At 61.9% G+C, this 16,753-nt stretch carries 15 protein-coding genes; 6 read left to right on the plus strand and 9 right to left on the minus strand.

What is annotated here, in order from left to right:
* The first annotated feature begins 28 nt into the window (after positions 1-28).
* Together puuD and guaD are read left to right on the plus strand one after the other, a co-directional pair.
* Entirely contained in the window at positions 29-1,273 is a 1,245-nt protein-coding gene (puuD, locus tag IB238_RS11065; protein ID WP_192246172.1) for a urate hydroxylase PuuD, read from the plus strand.
* The gene (gene guaD, locus IB238_RS11070; RefSeq protein ID WP_192246174.1) at positions 1,270-2,577 is read left to right on the plus strand and encodes a guanine deaminase; all 1,308 of its coding nucleotides are present in this window, start codon (positions 1,270-1,272) and stop codon (positions 2,575-2,577) included. The genes puuD and guaD overlap by 4 nt, the downstream gene beginning before the upstream one ends.
* Positions 2,578-2,701: 124 nt before the next feature.
* Here guaD and IB238_RS11075 read toward each other — a convergent pair whose 3' ends face one another.
* From IB238_RS11075 to puuE, 5 genes are all read right to left on the minus strand, one after another.
* A complete protein-coding gene (locus IB238_RS11075) occupies positions 2,702-3,097 on the minus strand; it encodes a M10 family metallopeptidase C-terminal domain-containing protein (protein ID WP_281414460.1) in 396 nt (131 codons plus the stop codon).
* A gap of 303 nt (positions 3,098-3,400) precedes the next feature.
* Positions 3,401-3,763: a hydroxyisourate hydrolase gene (gene uraH, locus IB238_RS11085; RefSeq protein ID WP_192246178.1), complete on the minus strand. Its 363-nt coding sequence runs from the start codon at positions 3,761-3,763 to the stop codon at positions 3,401-3,403.
* Positions 3,760-4,293, minus strand: a complete 534-nt coding sequence (locus IB238_RS11090) for an ureidoglycolate lyase (RefSeq protein WP_192246180.1) — start codon at positions 4,291-4,293, stop codon at positions 3,760-3,762. Before IB238_RS11090 ends, uraH begins: the two co-directional genes overlap by 4 nt.
* On the minus strand, positions 4,286-4,789 hold the full coding sequence (gene uraD, locus IB238_RS11095) for a 2-oxo-4-hydroxy-4-carboxy-5-ureidoimidazoline decarboxylase (RefSeq protein WP_192246182.1): 504 nt from the start codon (positions 4,787-4,789) through the stop codon (positions 4,286-4,288). Before uraD ends, IB238_RS11090 begins: the two co-directional genes overlap by 8 nt.
* Before the next feature lies 1 nt (position 4,790).
* Positions 4,791-5,717 carry an allantoinase PuuE gene (puuE, locus tag IB238_RS11100; protein ID WP_192246183.1) on the minus strand — a complete coding sequence of 309 codons (927 nt, stop codon included), beginning with the start codon at positions 5,715-5,717 and terminating at the stop codon, positions 4,791-4,793.
* A gap of 199 nt (positions 5,718-5,916) precedes the next feature.
* Between puuE and IB238_RS11105 the strand changes: the two genes are divergently transcribed.
* On the plus strand, positions 5,917-6,288 hold the full coding sequence (locus IB238_RS11105; protein WP_192246184.1) for a PRC-barrel domain-containing protein: 372 nt from the start codon (positions 5,917-5,919) through the stop codon (positions 6,286-6,288).
* 3 nt (positions 6,289-6,291) lie between these two features.
* Here IB238_RS11105 and IB238_RS11110 read toward each other — a convergent pair whose 3' ends face one another.
* On the minus strand, positions 6,292-7,431 hold the full coding sequence (locus IB238_RS11110; RefSeq protein ID WP_192247668.1) for an FAD-dependent oxidoreductase: 1,140 nt from the start codon (positions 7,429-7,431) through the stop codon (positions 6,292-6,294).
* A gap of 40 nt (positions 7,432-7,471) precedes the next feature.
* On the opposite strand from IB238_RS11110, the gene mnmD reads away from it, so the two are divergent.
* Complete coding sequence (gene mnmD, locus IB238_RS11115) at positions 7,472-8,197, plus strand: tRNA (5-methylaminomethyl-2-thiouridine)(34)-methyltransferase MnmD (RefSeq protein ID WP_192246185.1); 726 nt, start codon at positions 7,472-7,474, stop codon at positions 8,195-8,197.
* Positions 8,198-8,206: 9 nt separating this feature from the next.
* On the opposite strand, the gene IB238_RS11120 is transcribed toward mnmD, so the two are convergent.
* Complete coding sequence (locus IB238_RS11120; protein ID WP_192246186.1) at positions 8,207-11,917, minus strand: PAS-domain containing protein; 3,711 nt, start codon at positions 11,915-11,917, stop codon at positions 8,207-8,209.
* Positions 11,918-12,140: 223 nt separating this feature from the next.
* Here IB238_RS11120 and IB238_RS11125 point away from each other — a divergent pair, with 223 nt between their 5' ends.
* Positions 12,141-13,733: a trimethylamine methyltransferase family protein gene (locus tag IB238_RS11125; RefSeq protein WP_192246187.1), complete on the plus strand. Its 1,593-nt coding sequence runs from the start codon at positions 12,141-12,143 to the stop codon at positions 13,731-13,733.
* A gap of 16 nt (positions 13,734-13,749) precedes the next feature.
* Here the strand turns inward: IB238_RS11125 and IB238_RS11130 are convergent, their stop codons facing one another.
* Together IB238_RS11130 and IB238_RS11135 are read right to left on the minus strand one after the other, a co-directional pair.
* On the minus strand, positions 13,750-14,244 hold the full coding sequence (locus IB238_RS11130; protein WP_192246188.1) for a c-type cytochrome: 495 nt from the start codon (positions 14,242-14,244) through the stop codon (positions 13,750-13,752).
* An 87-nt stretch (positions 14,245-14,331) separates the two neighbouring features.
* Positions 14,332-14,778: a host attachment protein gene (locus tag IB238_RS11135; protein ID WP_192246189.1), complete on the minus strand. Its 447-nt coding sequence runs from the start codon at positions 14,776-14,778 to the stop codon at positions 14,332-14,334.
* Positions 14,779-15,194: 416 nt separating this feature from the next.
* On the opposite strand from IB238_RS11135, the gene IB238_RS11140 reads away from it, so the two are divergent.
* Positions 15,195-16,700: a DEAD/DEAH box helicase gene (locus IB238_RS11140; RefSeq protein ID WP_192246190.1), complete on the plus strand. Its 1,506-nt coding sequence runs from the start codon at positions 15,195-15,197 to the stop codon at positions 16,698-16,700.
* Positions 16,701-16,753: the final 53 nt, after the last annotated feature.

Below are 16,753 nucleotides of genomic sequence, written 5' to 3' on the forward strand. Positions count from 1 at the left end.
CGATGCGAACGAATAAGAGGGGCAACGCATGTATGAATACGCCATCGCCTGGGAGTGGATAGTATTTGCCGTCCGCTGGCTGCACGTGGTCACCGCAATCGCCTGGATTGGCTCGTCCTTCTACTTCATCGCGCTCGATCTCGGGCTTGTGCAGCGCCCCCACCTGCCCCCCGGCGCCTATGGCGAAGAATGGCAGGTGCACGGCGGTGGCTTCTACCACATCCAGAAATATCTGGTCGCGCCGGCGTCGATGCCCGAGCACCTGACCTGGTTCAAATGGGAGAGTTACGTCACCTGGCTCTCCGGTTTCGCAATGCTCTGCCTAGTGTACTACGGCGGCGCCGAACTCTTTTTGATCGACCGGCACGTGCTTGATGTTTCCGCCCCGACGGCAATCGCGATCTCGCTCGCCTCCCTGGCGCTTGGCTGGATCCTCTACGACCTTCTCTGCAAGTCACCGCTCGGCAAGAACACGTGGGGTCTGATGATCCTGCTCTACATCCTGCTGGTAGCCATGGCGTGGGGCTACACGCAGGTGTTCACCGGCCGCGCCGCTTTTCTGCATCTCGGCGCGTTCACCGCCACCATCATGTCGGCCAACGTCTTCTTCATCATCATCCCGAACCAGAAGATCGTCGTCGCCGACCTGATCGCCGGAAGGATGCCCGATCCGAAATACGGCGTCATCGCCAAGCAGCGCTCGCTACACAACAACTACCTGACGCTGCCCGTCATCTTCTTCATGTTGTCGAACCATTATCCGCTGGCATTCGCGACCGCCTTCAACTGGATCATCGCGGCGTTGGTCTTCCTGATGGGCGTGACGATCCGGCACTGGTTCAACACGACCCACGCCCGCAAGGGCCGTCCGACCTGGACATGGCTCGCGACCGCCTTGCTGTTCATTCTGATCACGTGGCTCTCAACGGTGCCGAAAGTCCTGACTGGTGAGACGGCACAGGCCGTCGCCCCAGTTCCGGTTTTCCAGAAGTTTGCGACCGATGCGCATTTCCCCGCCGCCCGCGACGTGGTCGCCAGCCGCTGCAGCATGTGCCACACAGCCGAGCCCGTCTGGGAGGGGTTGCAGGCGGCGCCCAAAGGCGTGATCCTCGACACCGACATGGCAGTGGCGAGCCTTGCGCGCGAAATCTATTTGCAGGCAGGTCGCAGCCATGCGATGCCGCCCGGCAATGTGACCGACGTCACCCCCGAGGAACGTCGCGTGCTGACCGCGTGGTATGAGAGCGCGGTCTATGGAGAAACGACACAATGACGACCAAACTCCTGCGCGGCCGCCTGCTGACGTTCGTACGCAGGCCCGAAGGCATCGACGATACGGGCAGCTATCGCTACGAAAGCGACGGCGGCCTTCTGATCGAGGACGGCCGGATCGTCGTCATCGGCGACTACGCCAATGTGAGGGCGGGCGCGCCCGCCGATGCCGAGGAGATCGACTACCGGCCATATCTCATCATGCCGGGTTTTATAGATACGCATGTGCATTTCCCACAGATGCAGGTGATCGGCGCCTATGCCGCCAACCTGCTGGAATGGCTGCACACCTACACGTTTCCGGAAGAGTGCCGGTTCGTCGAGCCGGCGCATGCGGCCCGCATCGCCCGACATTTCTATGACGAGATGATCCGCCACGGCACAACGACGGCGGCCGCCTATTGCTCGGTGCACAAGGCCTCGGCCGACGCCTATTTCGCCGAAGCGCTGCGACGCGGCATGTGCATGATCGGCGGCAAGGTTATGATGGACCGGAACGCGCCGCAGGGTCTGCTCGACACACCAGAGATGGGCTACGACGAGACCCGTGTGGTCATCGAGGAGTGGCACGGCAAGGGCCGCAACCACGTCGCCATCACCCCCCGCTTCGCCATCACCTCGACGCCGGCGCAGATGGAGGCGACCGCTCTGCTCGCGCGCGAGTTCCCCGATCTCCATATCCAGACGCACCTGTCGGAGAACGACGAGGAAATCCGCTACACGGCCCAGCTCTATCCCGACGCGATCGACTACACCGATGTCTATGCGCATTACGGGCTGCTTGGCCCCAAGAGCCTGTTTGGCCACTGTATCCATCTCTCGGACCGCGAAGCGGATGCGATAAGCGAGGCGGGTGCCGTCGCCGTGCACTGCCCGACCTCCAACCTGTTCCTCGGCTCCGGCCTCTTTCCGCTGAAGGCGCTTACCCGCCGCGACAAGCCGGTGCGCATCGGGGTCGCCACCGATGTCGGCGGCGGCACGAGCTATTCGATGCTGAAGACGCTGGACGAGACCTACAAGATCCAGCAGTTGCTCGGCGAGCGTCTGAACCCGTTCGAGAGCTTCTATCACATGACGCTCGGCAACGCGGAAGCCGTGTCGCTCTCCGACAGGATCGGCACGCTGGAGCCGGGCACGGACGCCGATCTCGTCGTGCTTGACGCATCCGCCACGCCGTCGATGGCCCTCAGGATGGAAGTGGTCCGCTCGCTCGCGGACGAGCTATTCCTCCTGCAAACGGTCGGCGACGACCGGGCCGTGAAAGAAACCTATGTGGCGGGCAAGGCGATGAAGGCCACCCTCTGATCGGCAAAATCGCGGGAGACACGATAGGCATCGCATTCCGAGCCTCTCCCAAACTAAAGGCCGCGGCGATTTCTCGCTGCGGCCTTTCTTATTGTTGCGTGGCCGAATTACCGGCCGACTGCACCTAGAACAGGAAGTCGCCCGTCACGAAGCTGATCTTGTCGTCAAAGTGGAGGACGAAATCAGCCTTTTTGTCCCGGTTGGTATCGGCATAGACGTAGCTGTCGTTGGCCTTCGTTTCGTAGCGAAGCTCGCCCGCCTTGCCGGAAAAGCCCTTCGTGCCGATGAAATTGAAGTCCTGGATGCCGGCCTTCGCTTCGTAGGCATCAAAGCCCGAGAGATCGATACGGTCTCCTTGCTTGCTCGAGAAGTCGTAGATCGTGTCGCGCGCCGTCGAGATCGACTCGGCCTTCGCCTTGAAGACGAAGGTATCGGCACCCGCGCCGCCCATGAGCTTGTCCGCGCCGAGACCACCCCAGGTCTTGTCATCACCGAGCCGCCGGAGATCACGTCGTTGCAGGCGTAGCCGTCGATCTTGTCGGCGCCGATGCCGCCCTTCAGCGTCTCGGCCTTGCTAGTGCCCTTGATCGTCTCGAGCACATCGGCGACACCGGCCTTAACGGTCGTTGTGGACGAGAGCTTGCTGCCGTCGGTTGCGACCAGCCTGACGGTGTGGCTCTGGGCGGTCTCATAGTTGAGCGCCTTGTTCAACACCAGCTTGTTGCCAACGATCTTGAAGGCGCTGCTGGAGCCAGAGGCAAGGCTGTAGCTGCAGACGCTGCAAATTGCGCCGCTACCGGCCTGGAACAACCACTTACTCTTATCAACTGCCCCGATAGGTCGAGTAGCCGTAGGGCGAGAGCAGCAGCGGGACGTGGTAGTGACTGGAGGGGTCAGCAATCCCGAAGCGCAAGGGGATGAGATCGAGGAAGGCGGGTTCGGGTAGGTCCACTCCGGCGCGACGCAGGTAATCCCCCGCATGAAACACAAGCTCGTAGGTTCCGGCCATGAAACCTATGCCCTCGACAAGCGGGGCGTCGACGCGACCGTCCGCGTTTGTCTTCACAGTCGTGATACGCTGGTGCTCGTTGCCTTCCAGCCAGAAAAGCTCGATTGTCAGTCCTTCGGCGGGCTTGCCAAGGGCCGTATCGAGAACATGGGTGGTCAGGCGCCCGGCCTTGCTCATTCGGTCACTCCCGGATGTTCGATAACAAAGGGCTTGTCGTAGAAGAACTCTTGCAGGTTGTCGCTTGAGCTGCTTCGGTCCACAACGAGGAAATCGCTGGCAGCGCCGATCGCCATCAGCGGATGATGCCAGACGTTACGCCGATAGCTCACACCCTGCCGGCCATTGGCCAGAAACACCTGGGGCATACCGGGCCGTCCGCCATCATCCTCGGCCACGACGACGAGCCAGGGACGATTGTCGATCGGCGAAAAACTCTGGCTGCCGAGCGGATGGCGCTCCATCATGTCGACGACATAGGGGAAGGCGCGCGGGCTGCCGCGAAAGATATTGATGATGACGCGCGCATCGTCGCCCGTCACATCGGCTTCGGCCAGCGCATGGTAGCGTTCCGTCGTGCCGCCGTTAATATGGCGCATGGTCGAGGGATCGGCCTCGATCACCGTTCCGAAAGGTGCGAAGGCTTCCTTGGTCAACGGGCGGATCGCAAGCGCAACGGGCTTGTCGTTCGCGGAGTCAATATCAGGCATTCTCATCTCCAGGGAGCAAGGACGTCAGCCGCAAGAGAGCGATCCGCCCGACCTGCGCCTTGGCTGTTTCGAACTCCTGCTCGCGACCATTTTCTATCCGCGTCTCGAAGGCGGCGAGGATATCATTCTTCGTCAAGCCTTTGACCGCGATGATGAACGGAAAGCCGAATTTCCCGACGTAAGCCGTGTTGAGCTTGGTGAACCAGGCGTGCTCCTCGGGGCTCAGCCGATCGAGCCCGGCGCCCGCCTGCTCCTTGCGGCTGTCCTCGGTCAATTCACCAGCAATCGCCAGCTTGCCGGCGAGATCGGGGTGAGCACGCAGAACGCCGAGTTGTTCCTCGCCGGTGGCGCACCGGAATTGCGCGGCCAGCGCTCGATGCACGCCCTCGGCCGTCAGCGGCTCCACGATGGAACCGGCATCGAACGCCCGCTCGGCGATCCAGGGAGAGTGCTCGAAGATGCCGCCGAAGCGGGCGACGAAGTCCTCGCGTCTCATCTTATGCTCCGGCCTTCGGTTTGTGATGTTCGTGCCAGTGACGAGCGATATCGATGCGGCGCGGCACCCAGACCTTTTCGTGCGACAGCACGTAGTCAACGAAGCGAGCGAGCGATGCAACGCGCCCGGGACGGCCGACGAGGCGGCAGTGCAGGCCGATATTGAGCATTTTCGGGCTGCCTTCCTTGCCCTCCTGGTAGAGCACGTCGAAGGCGTCCTTGAGGTAGGTGAAGAACTGATCGCCGGAATTGAAGCCCTGCGGCGTGGCGAAGCGCATGTCGTTCGTCTCAAGTGTATAGGGGATGATCAGGAACGGCTCGTCCTTCAGCCCCTTCACCCAATAGGGCAGATCGTCGGCATAGGAATCGGAGGAGTAGACGAAACCGCCCTCCTCCATCACCAACCGCAACGTGTTGTCAGATGGCTTGCCCTGGTACATGCCAAGCGGATGGGAGCCTGTCAGTTCGGTATGGAGCCTCACGGCGTCACGGATATGCTGGCGCTCAACCTCTTCCGGAACGTCCTTGTATTCCAGCCAGCGATAGCCGTGGCTGGCGATCTCCCAGTTTGCCTCCTTCATGGCGGCAACGGCCTCAGGATTGCGGGCCATTGCAAGTGTCACGCCATACACTGTTACCGGCACATCCCGGCTGGTGAACAGCCGCCACAGCCGCCAGAAACCGGCGCGGGAACCGTATTCGTAGATCGATTCCATGTTGAGGTTGCGCTGACCCGGCCAGGCCTGCGCGCCAACGATTTCCGACAGCAGGCATTCGGAAGCCGGATCCCCGTCGAGAACGCAGCTTTCGCCGCCCTCCTCATAGTTGACGACGAACTGCACAGCGATGCGCGCGCCTCCGGGCCACAGAGGATTCGGCGGCGTGCGGCCGTAGCCAACGAGATCGCGCGGATAGTTCTTTTCGGACATGATTTCACCTTGGATATTTGGCCGAACGGTAGCATTCACGACCGGAAAGTCGAGGCGAAATCCAACCTATCCCAAGCCTTAGGCTAAAGGCATCGGCAGCCGAGCGATGATGAAGCGCCGCTCTTGCAACTTCGACCGCCGCGGAACAACCGACACAACGATGCGTTGCTCTTCAGGAACGACAAAAAGGAGTGAAACCATGATTCCGCAGGATGCAAACATCAGGGAAACCGAGGCACTGATTGCAAGCGACAAGGTCGAGGGGACAGCTGTCTACGGCGCGGACGGCAAGCATATCGGCTCGGTCGAGCGCCTGATCCTCGACAAGCGCAGCGGCCACGTCTCCTACGCGGTGCTGAGCTTCGGCGGCTTCCTGGGCATCGGCCACGATCACTATCCTTTGCCGTGGAGCAAGCTTCGCTATGACGAAGGCCTTGGCGGCTACCGGATCGATGTGACGAAGGAGCAGGTCGAGACAGCCCCGCACTACAACAGCGACGCGGAATATGAATGGAACCGCCGCAACGGCAAGCTGATCCACGACTATTACGGCGTGCCGCATTGGATGTAACGGTCAGATCTTGCGGTGCGCTGCTTCAAGATGCACCGCAACGGTGAAGGCAGGCGGCAACTCGACCGGGCTGCCGCCGATCTCCGATACGACGAGGCGGGCCAATTCATGTGCGATGCCGAAGCTTATCTTGAAGCCGCCGGTGAGCAGACTGACCGCGGAAAAATCCGGATGTAGCCCGACCATCGGCTCCCGTCCGATCGCCTTCGGCCGCAGACCGGCCCAACGCTCGATAAGTGTCGCGGTTCGCAAAACCGGCGCGAGGCGACAGGCACTGGTGACAACATCATCGAGAAGCTGATCGGTCGAAGCAGGATCATCGAAGCTGTCCTCGCTGGTACTGCCGACGGCGCAGTACCCGTCTTCATGCGGGACGACAAAGGTGCCGCTATCAAAGATGATTGGAAGTTCCGGATCGATGTCGCCCCTGAAAAGAGCTGCCTGCCCTTTCACAGCAGTTCCGATCGCACGAGCCAGCGGCAGTCCGAGGCTGGAAAAGAGATCGAAACTGGAAACACCAGCCGAAAGAACGATGTGCCCGAAACCAATGCGCTCGCCATTGGCAAGGAGTGCCGTGCGAGCCAACGGATCGATCGAGACGACGGTTGCTCCCTCCCGGACTTCGACCCGTGGCATCCCCTCCAGCAAGGCGCGAAGCGCTTGCAGCAAGCGGCGCGGCGAGAGGTGGCCGGAAAGGCTGTCGAACGCAACACCAGCCGGCATCGCTTCCGCCGCAGGCCAATCCTGAACGGGAGACGCGTCAAGAACGTCAAAGGAAAAGGTCCTGCCGCCGAGCGCCCAGGCCGTCGTCGCATCAATCTTATGCTTGAGCGCGCGCTCGCGATGATGGTCGGCAACGAGCGGCATCAGACGCCCGGTTCGACGATAGCCCGTCGAAAGGCCGCTTTCCGCTTCCAGACGCGCTATTTCCGCTTCCAGCGACACCAGCGCCTGTAGCTGGAACTGCTTTTTGGCATTCCAACGATCCGGCTGGTGCGGCATCAGTGCCCCGAGGAGACCGCCGCTGGCGCCTGCTCCCACCCGGTCCCGTTCCAGGACCACCACGGAAAGTCCCGCCCGCGCCGCCATGACCGCGGCCCAAAGACCCATGACACCTGCGCCGACCACCAGGACGTCCGGCACCGGTTGACCGGCGGAGCGCGCGCGACTATCGACTGATGGCATGGCTGAGAACGCTCCTGAAACCGCCTCCGCACCGAGCGGACTGACCCTCGACTGGCATGAGGGCGATATGCCTTATTCCCAGACCTATGGCGATCATTTTTATTGTCGCACCGATGGCCGGCTGGAATGCGGCCACGTCTTCCTTGATGGCAACGGACTGCCCGGTCGCTGGGCTGAGGGCGGAGGTCTTGCGATCGGTGAGTTGGGCTTCGGCACCGGCCTCAATCTCTGCGAGACTTGGCGCCAATGGCGTCTGGCCCGTCCTGCCGGCGACGTCCTGCATTTCGTCTCGTTCGAACGTTTCCCGCTGACGCGCGTTGCGATCGACCGCGCCCTCTCCCACTGGCCGGAGATCGACACCGAGCGGCAGGCGCTCACCTCGCTCTGGCCCGAAGCGCCAGAGGGTGAAAGCCAGATCGCCCTTGCCCTCGACGATCAGACACGGCTGACAGTGATCTGCGGTCCGGCGTTCGAGAGGCTCACAGCCAGCAGTCTTGCATTCGATGCCTGGTATCTCGACGGCTTCGCGCCTTCGCGCAATCCGGACATGTGGTCGGCCGAGCTAATGCGTGAGATTTTTGCGCACACGAACGCCGAAGGCACCTTCGCCACCTATGCCGCGGCGGGCTTCGTCCGCCGTAACCTTGCCGCCGCCGGCTTCACCGTGAACCGCCGGCCCGGCTTTGCAGGAAAACGCGAGATGCTGTGCGGCCAGCGGGCGTAGAGCCTCGCCTCAATGCACTGTCGAGCGCTTAGGAGCGCGCTCGTCCAGCTTCAGCCAGCGCTGCACCGTTTCCTCCAGCCGATCGAAACTTATCGGCTTCATCAGATGATCATCCATGCCGGATGCGAGGCACGCCTCACGGTCGCCGTCCAGGACATGGGCCGTGACCGCGACGATCGGTGTCCGTTCGCCGGTATCCGCTTCGATATCGCGGATGGCACGCGCCGCCTGATGGCCGTTCATCACCGGCATCGACACGTCCATCAGGATCATGCGAGGTTTTCGCCGCTTGAAGGTCTCGACGGCCTGGGCGCCGTCGGCCACGAGCTCGTAGCTGACGCCTGAAGCCTCCAGCAGTTGCCGGAAGAGGATCTGGTTGACTTCGTTATCCTCGGCAACCAGAACGTCGATGGGTTCCGAAGTCGAAGCGTCGGATGGCTGCGGCAGTTCAATGGCGGAATGATCGCTGCTGATTGCCCGCGTGAGGTTCGCGAACTTCTGCTGACGAACGGAGCGGATCACCTCGCACACCGTCTCGCGCAACAGCCCCGCGCGGATCGGTTTCATCAGGTGCCCATCGCTTTCAATCGTATCGAGCCCGCCCCCCTGTGCCGGTTCGCCGAGCGCCGAAAGTGCGATAAGGGCGGTGGCGGGGAAATCCTCGCGGATCGCCTCGATCAGGTGGCGTCCGCCGGCGTCGCGAATGTTCTTGTCAACGATGGCCGCTTCCACGGTGATCTCGATGGCCGCCGCCGCTGAAAGCAACGCAAGCGCCTCCTCGGCATTGGCAACTGCTGTTGCATCGAAGCCCCATTCCGTCAGCAGTTCGCGCGCTACCTCGCGTGTGGCCTCGTTGCGGTCAGCGACGATAACGCGCGCGCCGCGAACGTTGACGGGTACCGCTACATTCGACGCATCCGCCTGCTCAACCTCCATGGGCAGATTTACAGTGAAAACCGATCCCTGCCCAACCGTGCTTTCCGCAGAAAGCGTTCCACCGAAAAGCTTGACGAGCCCATCCGTGATTGCGAGGCCCAATCCCGTCCCCTCGTGTCGGCGGGTGGAGGAAGAATCGACCTGCGAGAATTTCTCGAACACCGAAGCAAGCTTATCTGCAGGAATTCCGACGCCGGTATCCTCAATGCGCAAGGTGATCCCGACCCTGCCGTCTTCCAGCCCCGCCGCTGACATGTCGATCCGAACGTGACCATGGTCGGTAAACTTCACCGCATTGCCCACGAGGTTGGTCACGATCTGACGGAACCGTCCCGCATCACCCTCAACGACAGCCGGAATATCGGCCGCACCGCGCACGACGAGCTCGATGTCCTTTTCCGCTGCCTTTGCCGAAAGCAGCGTCGCGACGTCCTCAACGGCCTCCACGAGATTGAACGGCGTCTTTCGCAAACTCATCTGCCCAGCGTCGATCTTTGAGAAATCGAGTATGTCGTTGATGATCGTCAACAGCGCATGGCCGGACTTCGTCATGATGTCGATAAAGGTCTTCTGGCGGGTGTCGAGATTCGATTTTGCCAGCAGCTCGGCCATGCCGAGAACCCCGTTCATCGGCGTGCGGATTTCGTGGCTCATGTTTGCAAGGAATTCCGACTTCGCCTTGTCCGCAGTTTCGGCGCGCACGACAAGCTGTCGCAGCTCGTCCTCGCGCGCCTTCAGCTCGGTGATATCGGAATAGACGAGGACGATACGGCCATGCTCGGTCGGCCGCGCTTCCATTTGCAACCAGACACCCCTGCCGCTGCGGAAGACGATGGGTGTGGGTCGGTCACGCATCAATGTCTCAAAGAAATCACGCGCCTCGACCCGCTGGTCGCCGATGTGGCCATAGATTCCGCGCCGGGCGCTGTCTTCGATCAGGTCGGCGACCAGAGCCCCTGGCTGGAGCATGGCGGGCGGCGCGCTGAACATTGAAAACAGCGCTTCATTGGCAAGCTCGATGCGACCGTTGTCGATGATGAGCAGGCCTTGGCCCATCGCCGACATCGCATCCTTCACGAGGCTGCCCACCTCCTCCAGGGCGCTGCGCGTCTCCAGCACTTCGCGTTCGCGCGCGCGGCGATCGGTAATGTCGATATAGGTCAGCAGGCAGCGGCCGCCTGATATGGGTTGACCTGACTCGATCAACGTTCTGCCGTTGGCATAACTCACTTCGCGCGAGGGGAAACTGCCATCGCGGACACGCCGAAGCCATGTCTCGTGATCGGCATCGCAGACCCCCTCCTGCATTTCGATCATCTCGCCTTGCTCCCGCTTGAAGCGGTGGAGGTCGGACAACGGCTTGCCCTGCAATTGCGGCAGAGCGCCATCCCACAAGCTTTCGTACGCGCCGTTCACAAGCTCGATCGTCGAGTCCTCGTCGACCACGACGATACCGACATGAAGCGAAGCGACGATGCTCTCGAGATCGGACTTGATCGCCTCGGCCTGATGGCGCGCTTCGATCAGTTGGTCTTCCCGTCGCTTGAGTAGCGTCGTGTCCGTCATCGAGCCGATGAGATAGTTGCGACTATCGGCCGACGTGACTCGATAGGCGCGGGAGATGGTCGGCACAACAGTCCCGTCCGGACGCCAGAACTCGAACTCCCACTCGCTGAGCTCACCGGTATCGAGCACCTTTTGGTTCGCGACGCGAAAATGCTCTCCCTGCTTGGGATACATTTCCACCGTGGTCTTCCCGAGGATGTCTGCTGCTGTCGCCCCAATCAGATCGAGGAAGGCACGGTTTGCGAACACCAGCCGCTGGTTCTCGTCGCGCACGTAGGTTGCGACAGGGAGCTCATCGAGAAGCGCGCGATAGAGAGCAATCTCCTGGCCCTGCTGACGCAGCCGCCCTTCGCTTTCCTTCAGCGCGGTGACATCGGAGCGCAGCGCTACAAGTGTGCCATCGGGACGGCGCTGCGTTACCAGCCGCATCCAGCCACCGGCAATCGTCCGGCTGACGCGCTCGAAAAGTGGCAGATCGTATTCGGCGAGGCGCTGTTCGATCCAGGTCTCGCGTTCCGCGGGGTCGACATCCGGTGTCTCGACGTCATGGATGGCGCAGAGAAGCGTCCGCATGTCGAGCGCGGCGTCTGGGAGGTCGCCGACAAGGGCACGGTAGAATTCACGCATGACACGGTTGGCGTGCGTCAGACGTCCGCTTTGATCGAAGATCGCGACACCCGTGCCGATCGCGTCGAGCACATACTCCGCCGAAGCCGCGTCCGCTGCGGGATTCGCCGCGAGAGGCTGGGGCGAATTCTCGCCACCGCCGGTGACGATCAGGTCGAGTGCCTCCGCTGCCGGATTCCTGCCAAACGAGATCCCCGCGCCGCGGGCGAGCGCATCGACACGGCCAACAAGGGCTTCGTTGGCGGGAATGAAAGTGCCGACGATGATCGAGAGTTCGGCGGAAATCCGCTGGCGCCGTACTGAGATGATGAAGCTTGCGCCACTTTGCAGGTGCCGGTAGCGCACCGTCTCGTCACTGCCGAACACCAAGCAGCGGCGCTCGTGCTCACTCCTGTCTTCGTGACCTTCGGTCTCGCCGATATCGTCGTCGCTCCGTCCAACGACGTCCTCCTGGCTGAACCCGAATAGCTCGCAAAAGGCCGCGTTGACGGCGACGTATCGCATCTCGCTGCTCTTGATATAAGCAGGCGACTTCTGCGAGCGGATACGCTCACAAGCAGCAATCAGCGGATCATCTTCGATTTCAGCCACACAACGCTTCCCGGACGAGGGAGATTCCCACTCGGCAATAGCACGCAGGAATTGAACAGATGGTTAATGGATTATTGTCCATGCGCGGCCGGGTTGCATCAACACACCCCAGAATTGCCGTGAACCGATGTCCGTCCAGACACTCCGCTGTCGCAAATGACCGATCGTCTTTGGACGTGATATGGCAATATCTTCCGCAACCAATGACAATCGGTGCAACACGATGGGTGACGTTGTAAATCTGGATCTGCACCTTGGAAAGCAAGCCTCCGAGGCACCCACAGGGCACCGCAGGCGGTCCGGCGGACGTTCCCTCGAACGTCAACGCAAATCCCCGGGCGGCTCCAAGTATCTGAACCTCACCAATTCTACGGCACGATCGACAGTCCTTTCCGAGGACGCCCTGGAGGCGATCCATCAAGCTTCGTTGACCATCCTTGAAGAAGTCGGCATGGACATCATCCTGCCGGAGGCGCGCGAACGGATGAAGGAAGCTGGTGCCGATGTGACGCCCGGCACCGACCGCGTTCGCTTCGATCGCGGGCTGATCATGCATATGATGGCGTCGGTTCCGCCTGAATTCACGATGCATGCGCGCAATCCGCTGCGCAATGTCGAGATCGGCGGCAACAACCTCGCCTTTGCGCAGGTCGCCTCCGCCCCTTTCGTCACCGATCGCGAAGGCGGAAGGCGTGCAGGCAACCGTGAGGACTTTCGCAAGCTGGTCAAGCTCGCCCAGTGCTACGACATCATCCACACCACCGGTGGCTATCCGGTCGAGCCGGTCGATATCGACGCATCGATCCGACACCTGGATTGCCTGTCCGACCTGGTAAAGCTCACGGACAAGGTGTTCCACGTCTACGCGCTGGACCGCCAGCGCACAATCGACGGCATAGAGATCGCCCGCATCGGACGCGGCATCACGATGGAGCAGATGGAGCGCGAACCATCGGCCTTCACCAACATCAACACCTCTTCGCCCTTGCGTCTCGACGGGCCGATGCTGCAGGGCATCATCGAGATGTCTTCGCGCAACCAGGTCGTCGTCGTTACACCGTTCACACTTGCCGGTGCGACTGCCCCGGTGACGATCGCCGGCGCGCTTGTCCAACAAAACGCCGAGGCACTGTGCGGCATCGCCTTCACACAGATGGTTCGGAAGGGCTCGCCCGTGATGTATGGCGGCTTTACGTCCAATGTGGACATGAGGACCGGAGTTCCGGCGTTTGGCACACCGGAATACATGCGGGCTGCAATCGCCGGCGGCCAGCTGGCCCGCAAGTACAACATGCCCTATCGCAGTTCCAACACCAGCGCCTCCAACGCGCTGGACGCGCAGGCTGCCTACGAGGCGGCCTTCTCGCTCTGGGCCCTGACGCAGGGGGGCGGGAACTTCATCATGCACGCGGCAGGGTGGAGCGAAGGAGGGCTCACCGCATCGTTCGAGAAGTTCATCCTCGACGTCGACATGCTGCAGATGGTGGCAGAGTTCCTGACGCCACTCGATGTCAGCACCGAGGCACTCGCCCTTGACGTCATTCGTGAGACCGGTCCCGGCGGCCATTACTTCGTCACGCCACACACGCTCGTTCGCTGCGAGACCGCCTTCTATTCGCCGATTCTTTCCGATCGGCGCAACTACGAGGCCTGGTCTGAGGCCGGCCGGCCGACGACATTTGATCATGCCAGCCGCGTGTTCAAGGAAAAGCTGAATACCTACGAGCGGCCACCGCTCGATTCGGCAATCGAGGAGGAACTCGACGCCTTCGTCGCCAAGCGCAGGTCCGAATGCAGCCCGCAGTCGGACTCATAGCCTCCCCGGCTGCGTCTCATTTGGCGTCCGGGACGATGATCGTCATCACCGGGAAGGGAGCTTTCTCACCGGCGCCAAGCGGACCCGGAACTTTGTGGCGAACCGGTTTCAGTGATTTCAGAAAGGCGGCGACTGCTGCGACATCGTCCTTCGTCAGTTTGGCAAAGGCATGCCAGGGCATGATTGGGGCGAGCACGCGACCATCCGGCCGGACACCCGTTTGCAGCGCGGTGATGATTTCGGCCTCCGACCATTTTCCAAGTCCTGTCTCGTCATCCGGCGTGAGGTTGGGACCAACAAAGGTTCCATCAGGTAACTGGAAACCGACATCGGAGCCAGAAAGATAAGTCTCGGGAGTCGTCTTGCCGAAGAAATATCCCGGCGAATGACAATCGTTGCAGCCGCCGAACTGCACCAGATACTTGCCCCGCTCGACCGGCGTTTCGGCCTTTGCCGGAGTGAAGGGACAGAGAAACAAGATGGATAGAACAAAGGCTTGACGCGTCCGCATGCTCGGCCTCCCCGGAGTTCGAAGCGCGACGATATCAAGCCGCGCCGAGGCGCGACAATTTAGGCAAAGGAGGTATGCGGAACGCGGCTACTCGAACATGATTGAACGCACCGAAGAAACCAGCTTCTCGGTGGGCAGATTCGTGAAGTCCTTGTCGATCTCCGCAGTTGTCTTTTCACGCGACTTGGCGCCCAGCATCGAGCGCAGGGCACCGAGTGTCTGGGGCGCAGCGCAGACGATCAAACGATCAAAGGCGCCGGCATCGGCATAGCACTCCAGCTTTTCCGCCACTTCAGCGGTGAACCGCTCCTGTTCATCGCGTACCGGATCGCTCGTGTACTCCATGGCCGCGCGCCCCGGCCCGTGCGAGGCACAACTGCGTCCGGGCTTGTCGCTCATGATGTCCTGCGCCCTTTTCGGCTCGCTCCGGAAGATCTCCTGCTCCGGGCTCTTTTGCCCGTCCTTGAGAAAGTTGATGCCCTTCAAGAGGCGGGCCTGATTACCATCGGCAGCGAGAATCCAAGTGTTTGTCATCGTTTTCACTCCCTGGCGGCTTCCGGTCGCGACAGTTTCGTGCCACGGCCCCCGGCATCGATGCGCAGTGTCTCACCCCGGTGCAACGCAAGGCTACGGCCCAAGTTCCCTCCATCTCTAGTGGCACGCCCATGTTGCAACTGCGAAAACTGTACTTGACTTTCCGGCCCAAAAAACCGACATGGGACCAGCGTCACCTTCCGGCCGCCGCGTGAGCGAGCCCTGCGAGACCCCGATTGGATCGCGGAAGAAGGATGCGCGCAAGTGAATTGTTCCGCCAGCGCGCGGAAGACTGCGCCTGACCACTTTATCAACCACAAGTTCCCAAATCACGCGGGGTTCTTGACGCCAGACGAAACCGGATCGGCATGGTGCCCGTCCGGCCGATGCGTTTGGCGCCCCGAAAGGCTATTGACTTGACTACTTTTCACGACCTCGGTCTGTCGAAGAATGTTCTTGCTTCCCTCGAGGCGCTCGGCTTCGACAAGCCGACCCCTATCCAGGAAAAGGCGATCCCGCTGGTGCTCGCCGGCAACGACCTGATCGGTCTCGCCCAGACCGGCACCGGCAAGACAGCCGCCTTTGGGTTGCCGATGATCGAGCGGCTGCTGGCCGAAGGCCGTCGCCCCGATCCGCGCAACATTCGTGCACTCGTACTCGCCCCGACCCGCGAACTCGTAAACCAGATTGCCGACAACCTGCGCGACTTCGTCAAGAAGACGCCGCTCCGCGTCGTAACCGTCGTTGGCGGAGCATCGATCAACAAACAGTCGCAGATGCTGGAGCGCGGCACCGACATCCTCGTCGCCACGCCCGGCCGCCTGCTCGACCTCGTCGCCCGCAAGGCGGTGACGCTGACGCAGGGCCGCTACCTCGTCCTCGACGAAGCCGACCAGATGCTCGACCTCGGCTTCATCCACGACCTGCGCAAGATCTCCAGGCTCGTGCCGAAGAACCGGCAGACGCTGCTGTTCTCCGCCACCATGCCGAAACTGATCGCCGAGCTTGCCGGCGAGTACCTGACCAACCCGATGAAGGTTGAGGTAACGCCGCCCGGCAAGGCTGCCGACAAGGTGGAGCAGTACGTCCACTTCGTTCCCGGCAAGGACCAGAAGACCCAGATCCTCAAGCAGTCGCTCACCGATAACCCGGACGGCCTGTCGCTGATCTTCTCACGCACCAAGCACGGCGCCGAGAAGCTGATGAAGCATCTGGACCACGTCGGCTTCAAGGCTGCCTCGATCCACGGCAACAAGAGCCAGGGTCAGCGCGAGCGGGCACTCAAGGCATTCCGGGACGGCGAGATCCGCGTCCTGGTCGCAACCGACGTTGCCGCCCGCGGCATCGACATTCCGGGCGTCACCCACGTCTACAACTACGACCTTCCGGAAGTGCCGGACGCCTATGTGCACCGCATCGGCCGCACCGCCCGCAACGGCCGCGACGGTATCGCGATCGCGTTTTGCGCGCCAGACGACATTCGCCTGCTGCGCGATATCGAGAGGCTGATGGGCATCTCGATTGCCGTAGCCAGTGGTGAGGCGCCAGCCGACATTGCCGGCCCCGGCGGCAAGTCGCGCAAGGGCCGCGGCAATGGCGGCCAGCGCAACGGCGGTCAACGCCCGCAACGGCCGCAGGGCCAGGGTGCGCGCGGCGCGCAGGGGCAGCGCCCGGCAGCCGGCCGAACTGACGGCGAAATCGTTGATCGCGGCTTCTCCGACCGTCCGCAAAAGCGGCAGGAACGCCGGCAGGATGCGACGGCGAATGAGGGCGCGCCGAACCGGCACGCCCCTGGCCGCCCCGCCCAAAAACATGGCGACCCGCGCAACCGCAACCACGGCGGCGGCCGCAACGGCCAGAACAACGGCGGTCGCAACGGTCAGTCGCGCAAGCCGAACGGCCAGCGGCGCGAGCAGGCGTAAGCCGTTCAACCCGAATCGACCTGATGGCGGGCTCCGGCCCGCCATTTTCATAT

Source organism: Rhizobium sp. ARZ01, assembly GCF_014851675.1.
GTDB lineage: Bacteria > Pseudomonadota > Alphaproteobacteria > Rhizobiales > Rhizobiaceae > Mycoplana.

Bases quoted from the DNA above. Each gene is read 5' to 3' on its own strand.
- puuD (WP_192246172.1), top strand. From the start codon at position 29: ATGTATGAATACGCCATCGCCTGGGAGTGGATAGTATTTGCCGTCCGC.
- guaD (WP_192246174.1), top strand. From the start codon at position 1,270: ATGACGACCAAACTCCTGCGCGGCCGCCTGCTGACGTTCGTACGCAGG.
- uraH (WP_192246178.1), bottom strand. From the start codon at position 3,763: ATGAGCAAGGCCGGGCGCCTGACCACCCATGTTCTCGATACGGCCCTT.
- IB238_RS11090 (WP_192246180.1), bottom strand. From the start codon at position 4,293: ATGCCTGATATTGACTCCGCGAACGACAAGCCCGTTGCGCTTGCGATC.
- uraD (WP_192246182.1), bottom strand. From the start codon at position 4,789: ATGAGACGCGAGGACTTCGTCGCCCGCTTCGGCGGCATCTTCGAGCAC.
- puuE (WP_192246183.1), bottom strand. From the start codon at position 5,717: ATGTCCGAAAAGAACTATCCGCGCGATCTCGTTGGCTACGGCCGCACG.
- IB238_RS11105 (WP_192246184.1), top strand. From the start codon at position 5,917: ATGATTCCGCAGGATGCAAACATCAGGGAAACCGAGGCACTGATTGCA.
- mnmD (WP_192246185.1), top strand. From the start codon at position 7,472: ATGGCTGAGAACGCTCCTGAAACCGCCTCCGCACCGAGCGGACTGACC.
- IB238_RS11125 (WP_192246187.1), top strand. From the start codon at position 12,141: ATGGGTGACGTTGTAAATCTGGATCTGCACCTTGGAAAGCAAGCCTCC.
- IB238_RS11130 (WP_192246188.1), bottom strand. From the start codon at position 14,244: ATGCGGACGCGTCAAGCCTTTGTTCTATCCATCTTGTTTCTCTGTCCC.
- IB238_RS11135 (WP_192246189.1), bottom strand. From the start codon at position 14,778: ATGACAAACACTTGGATTCTCGCTGCCGATGGTAATCAGGCCCGCCTC.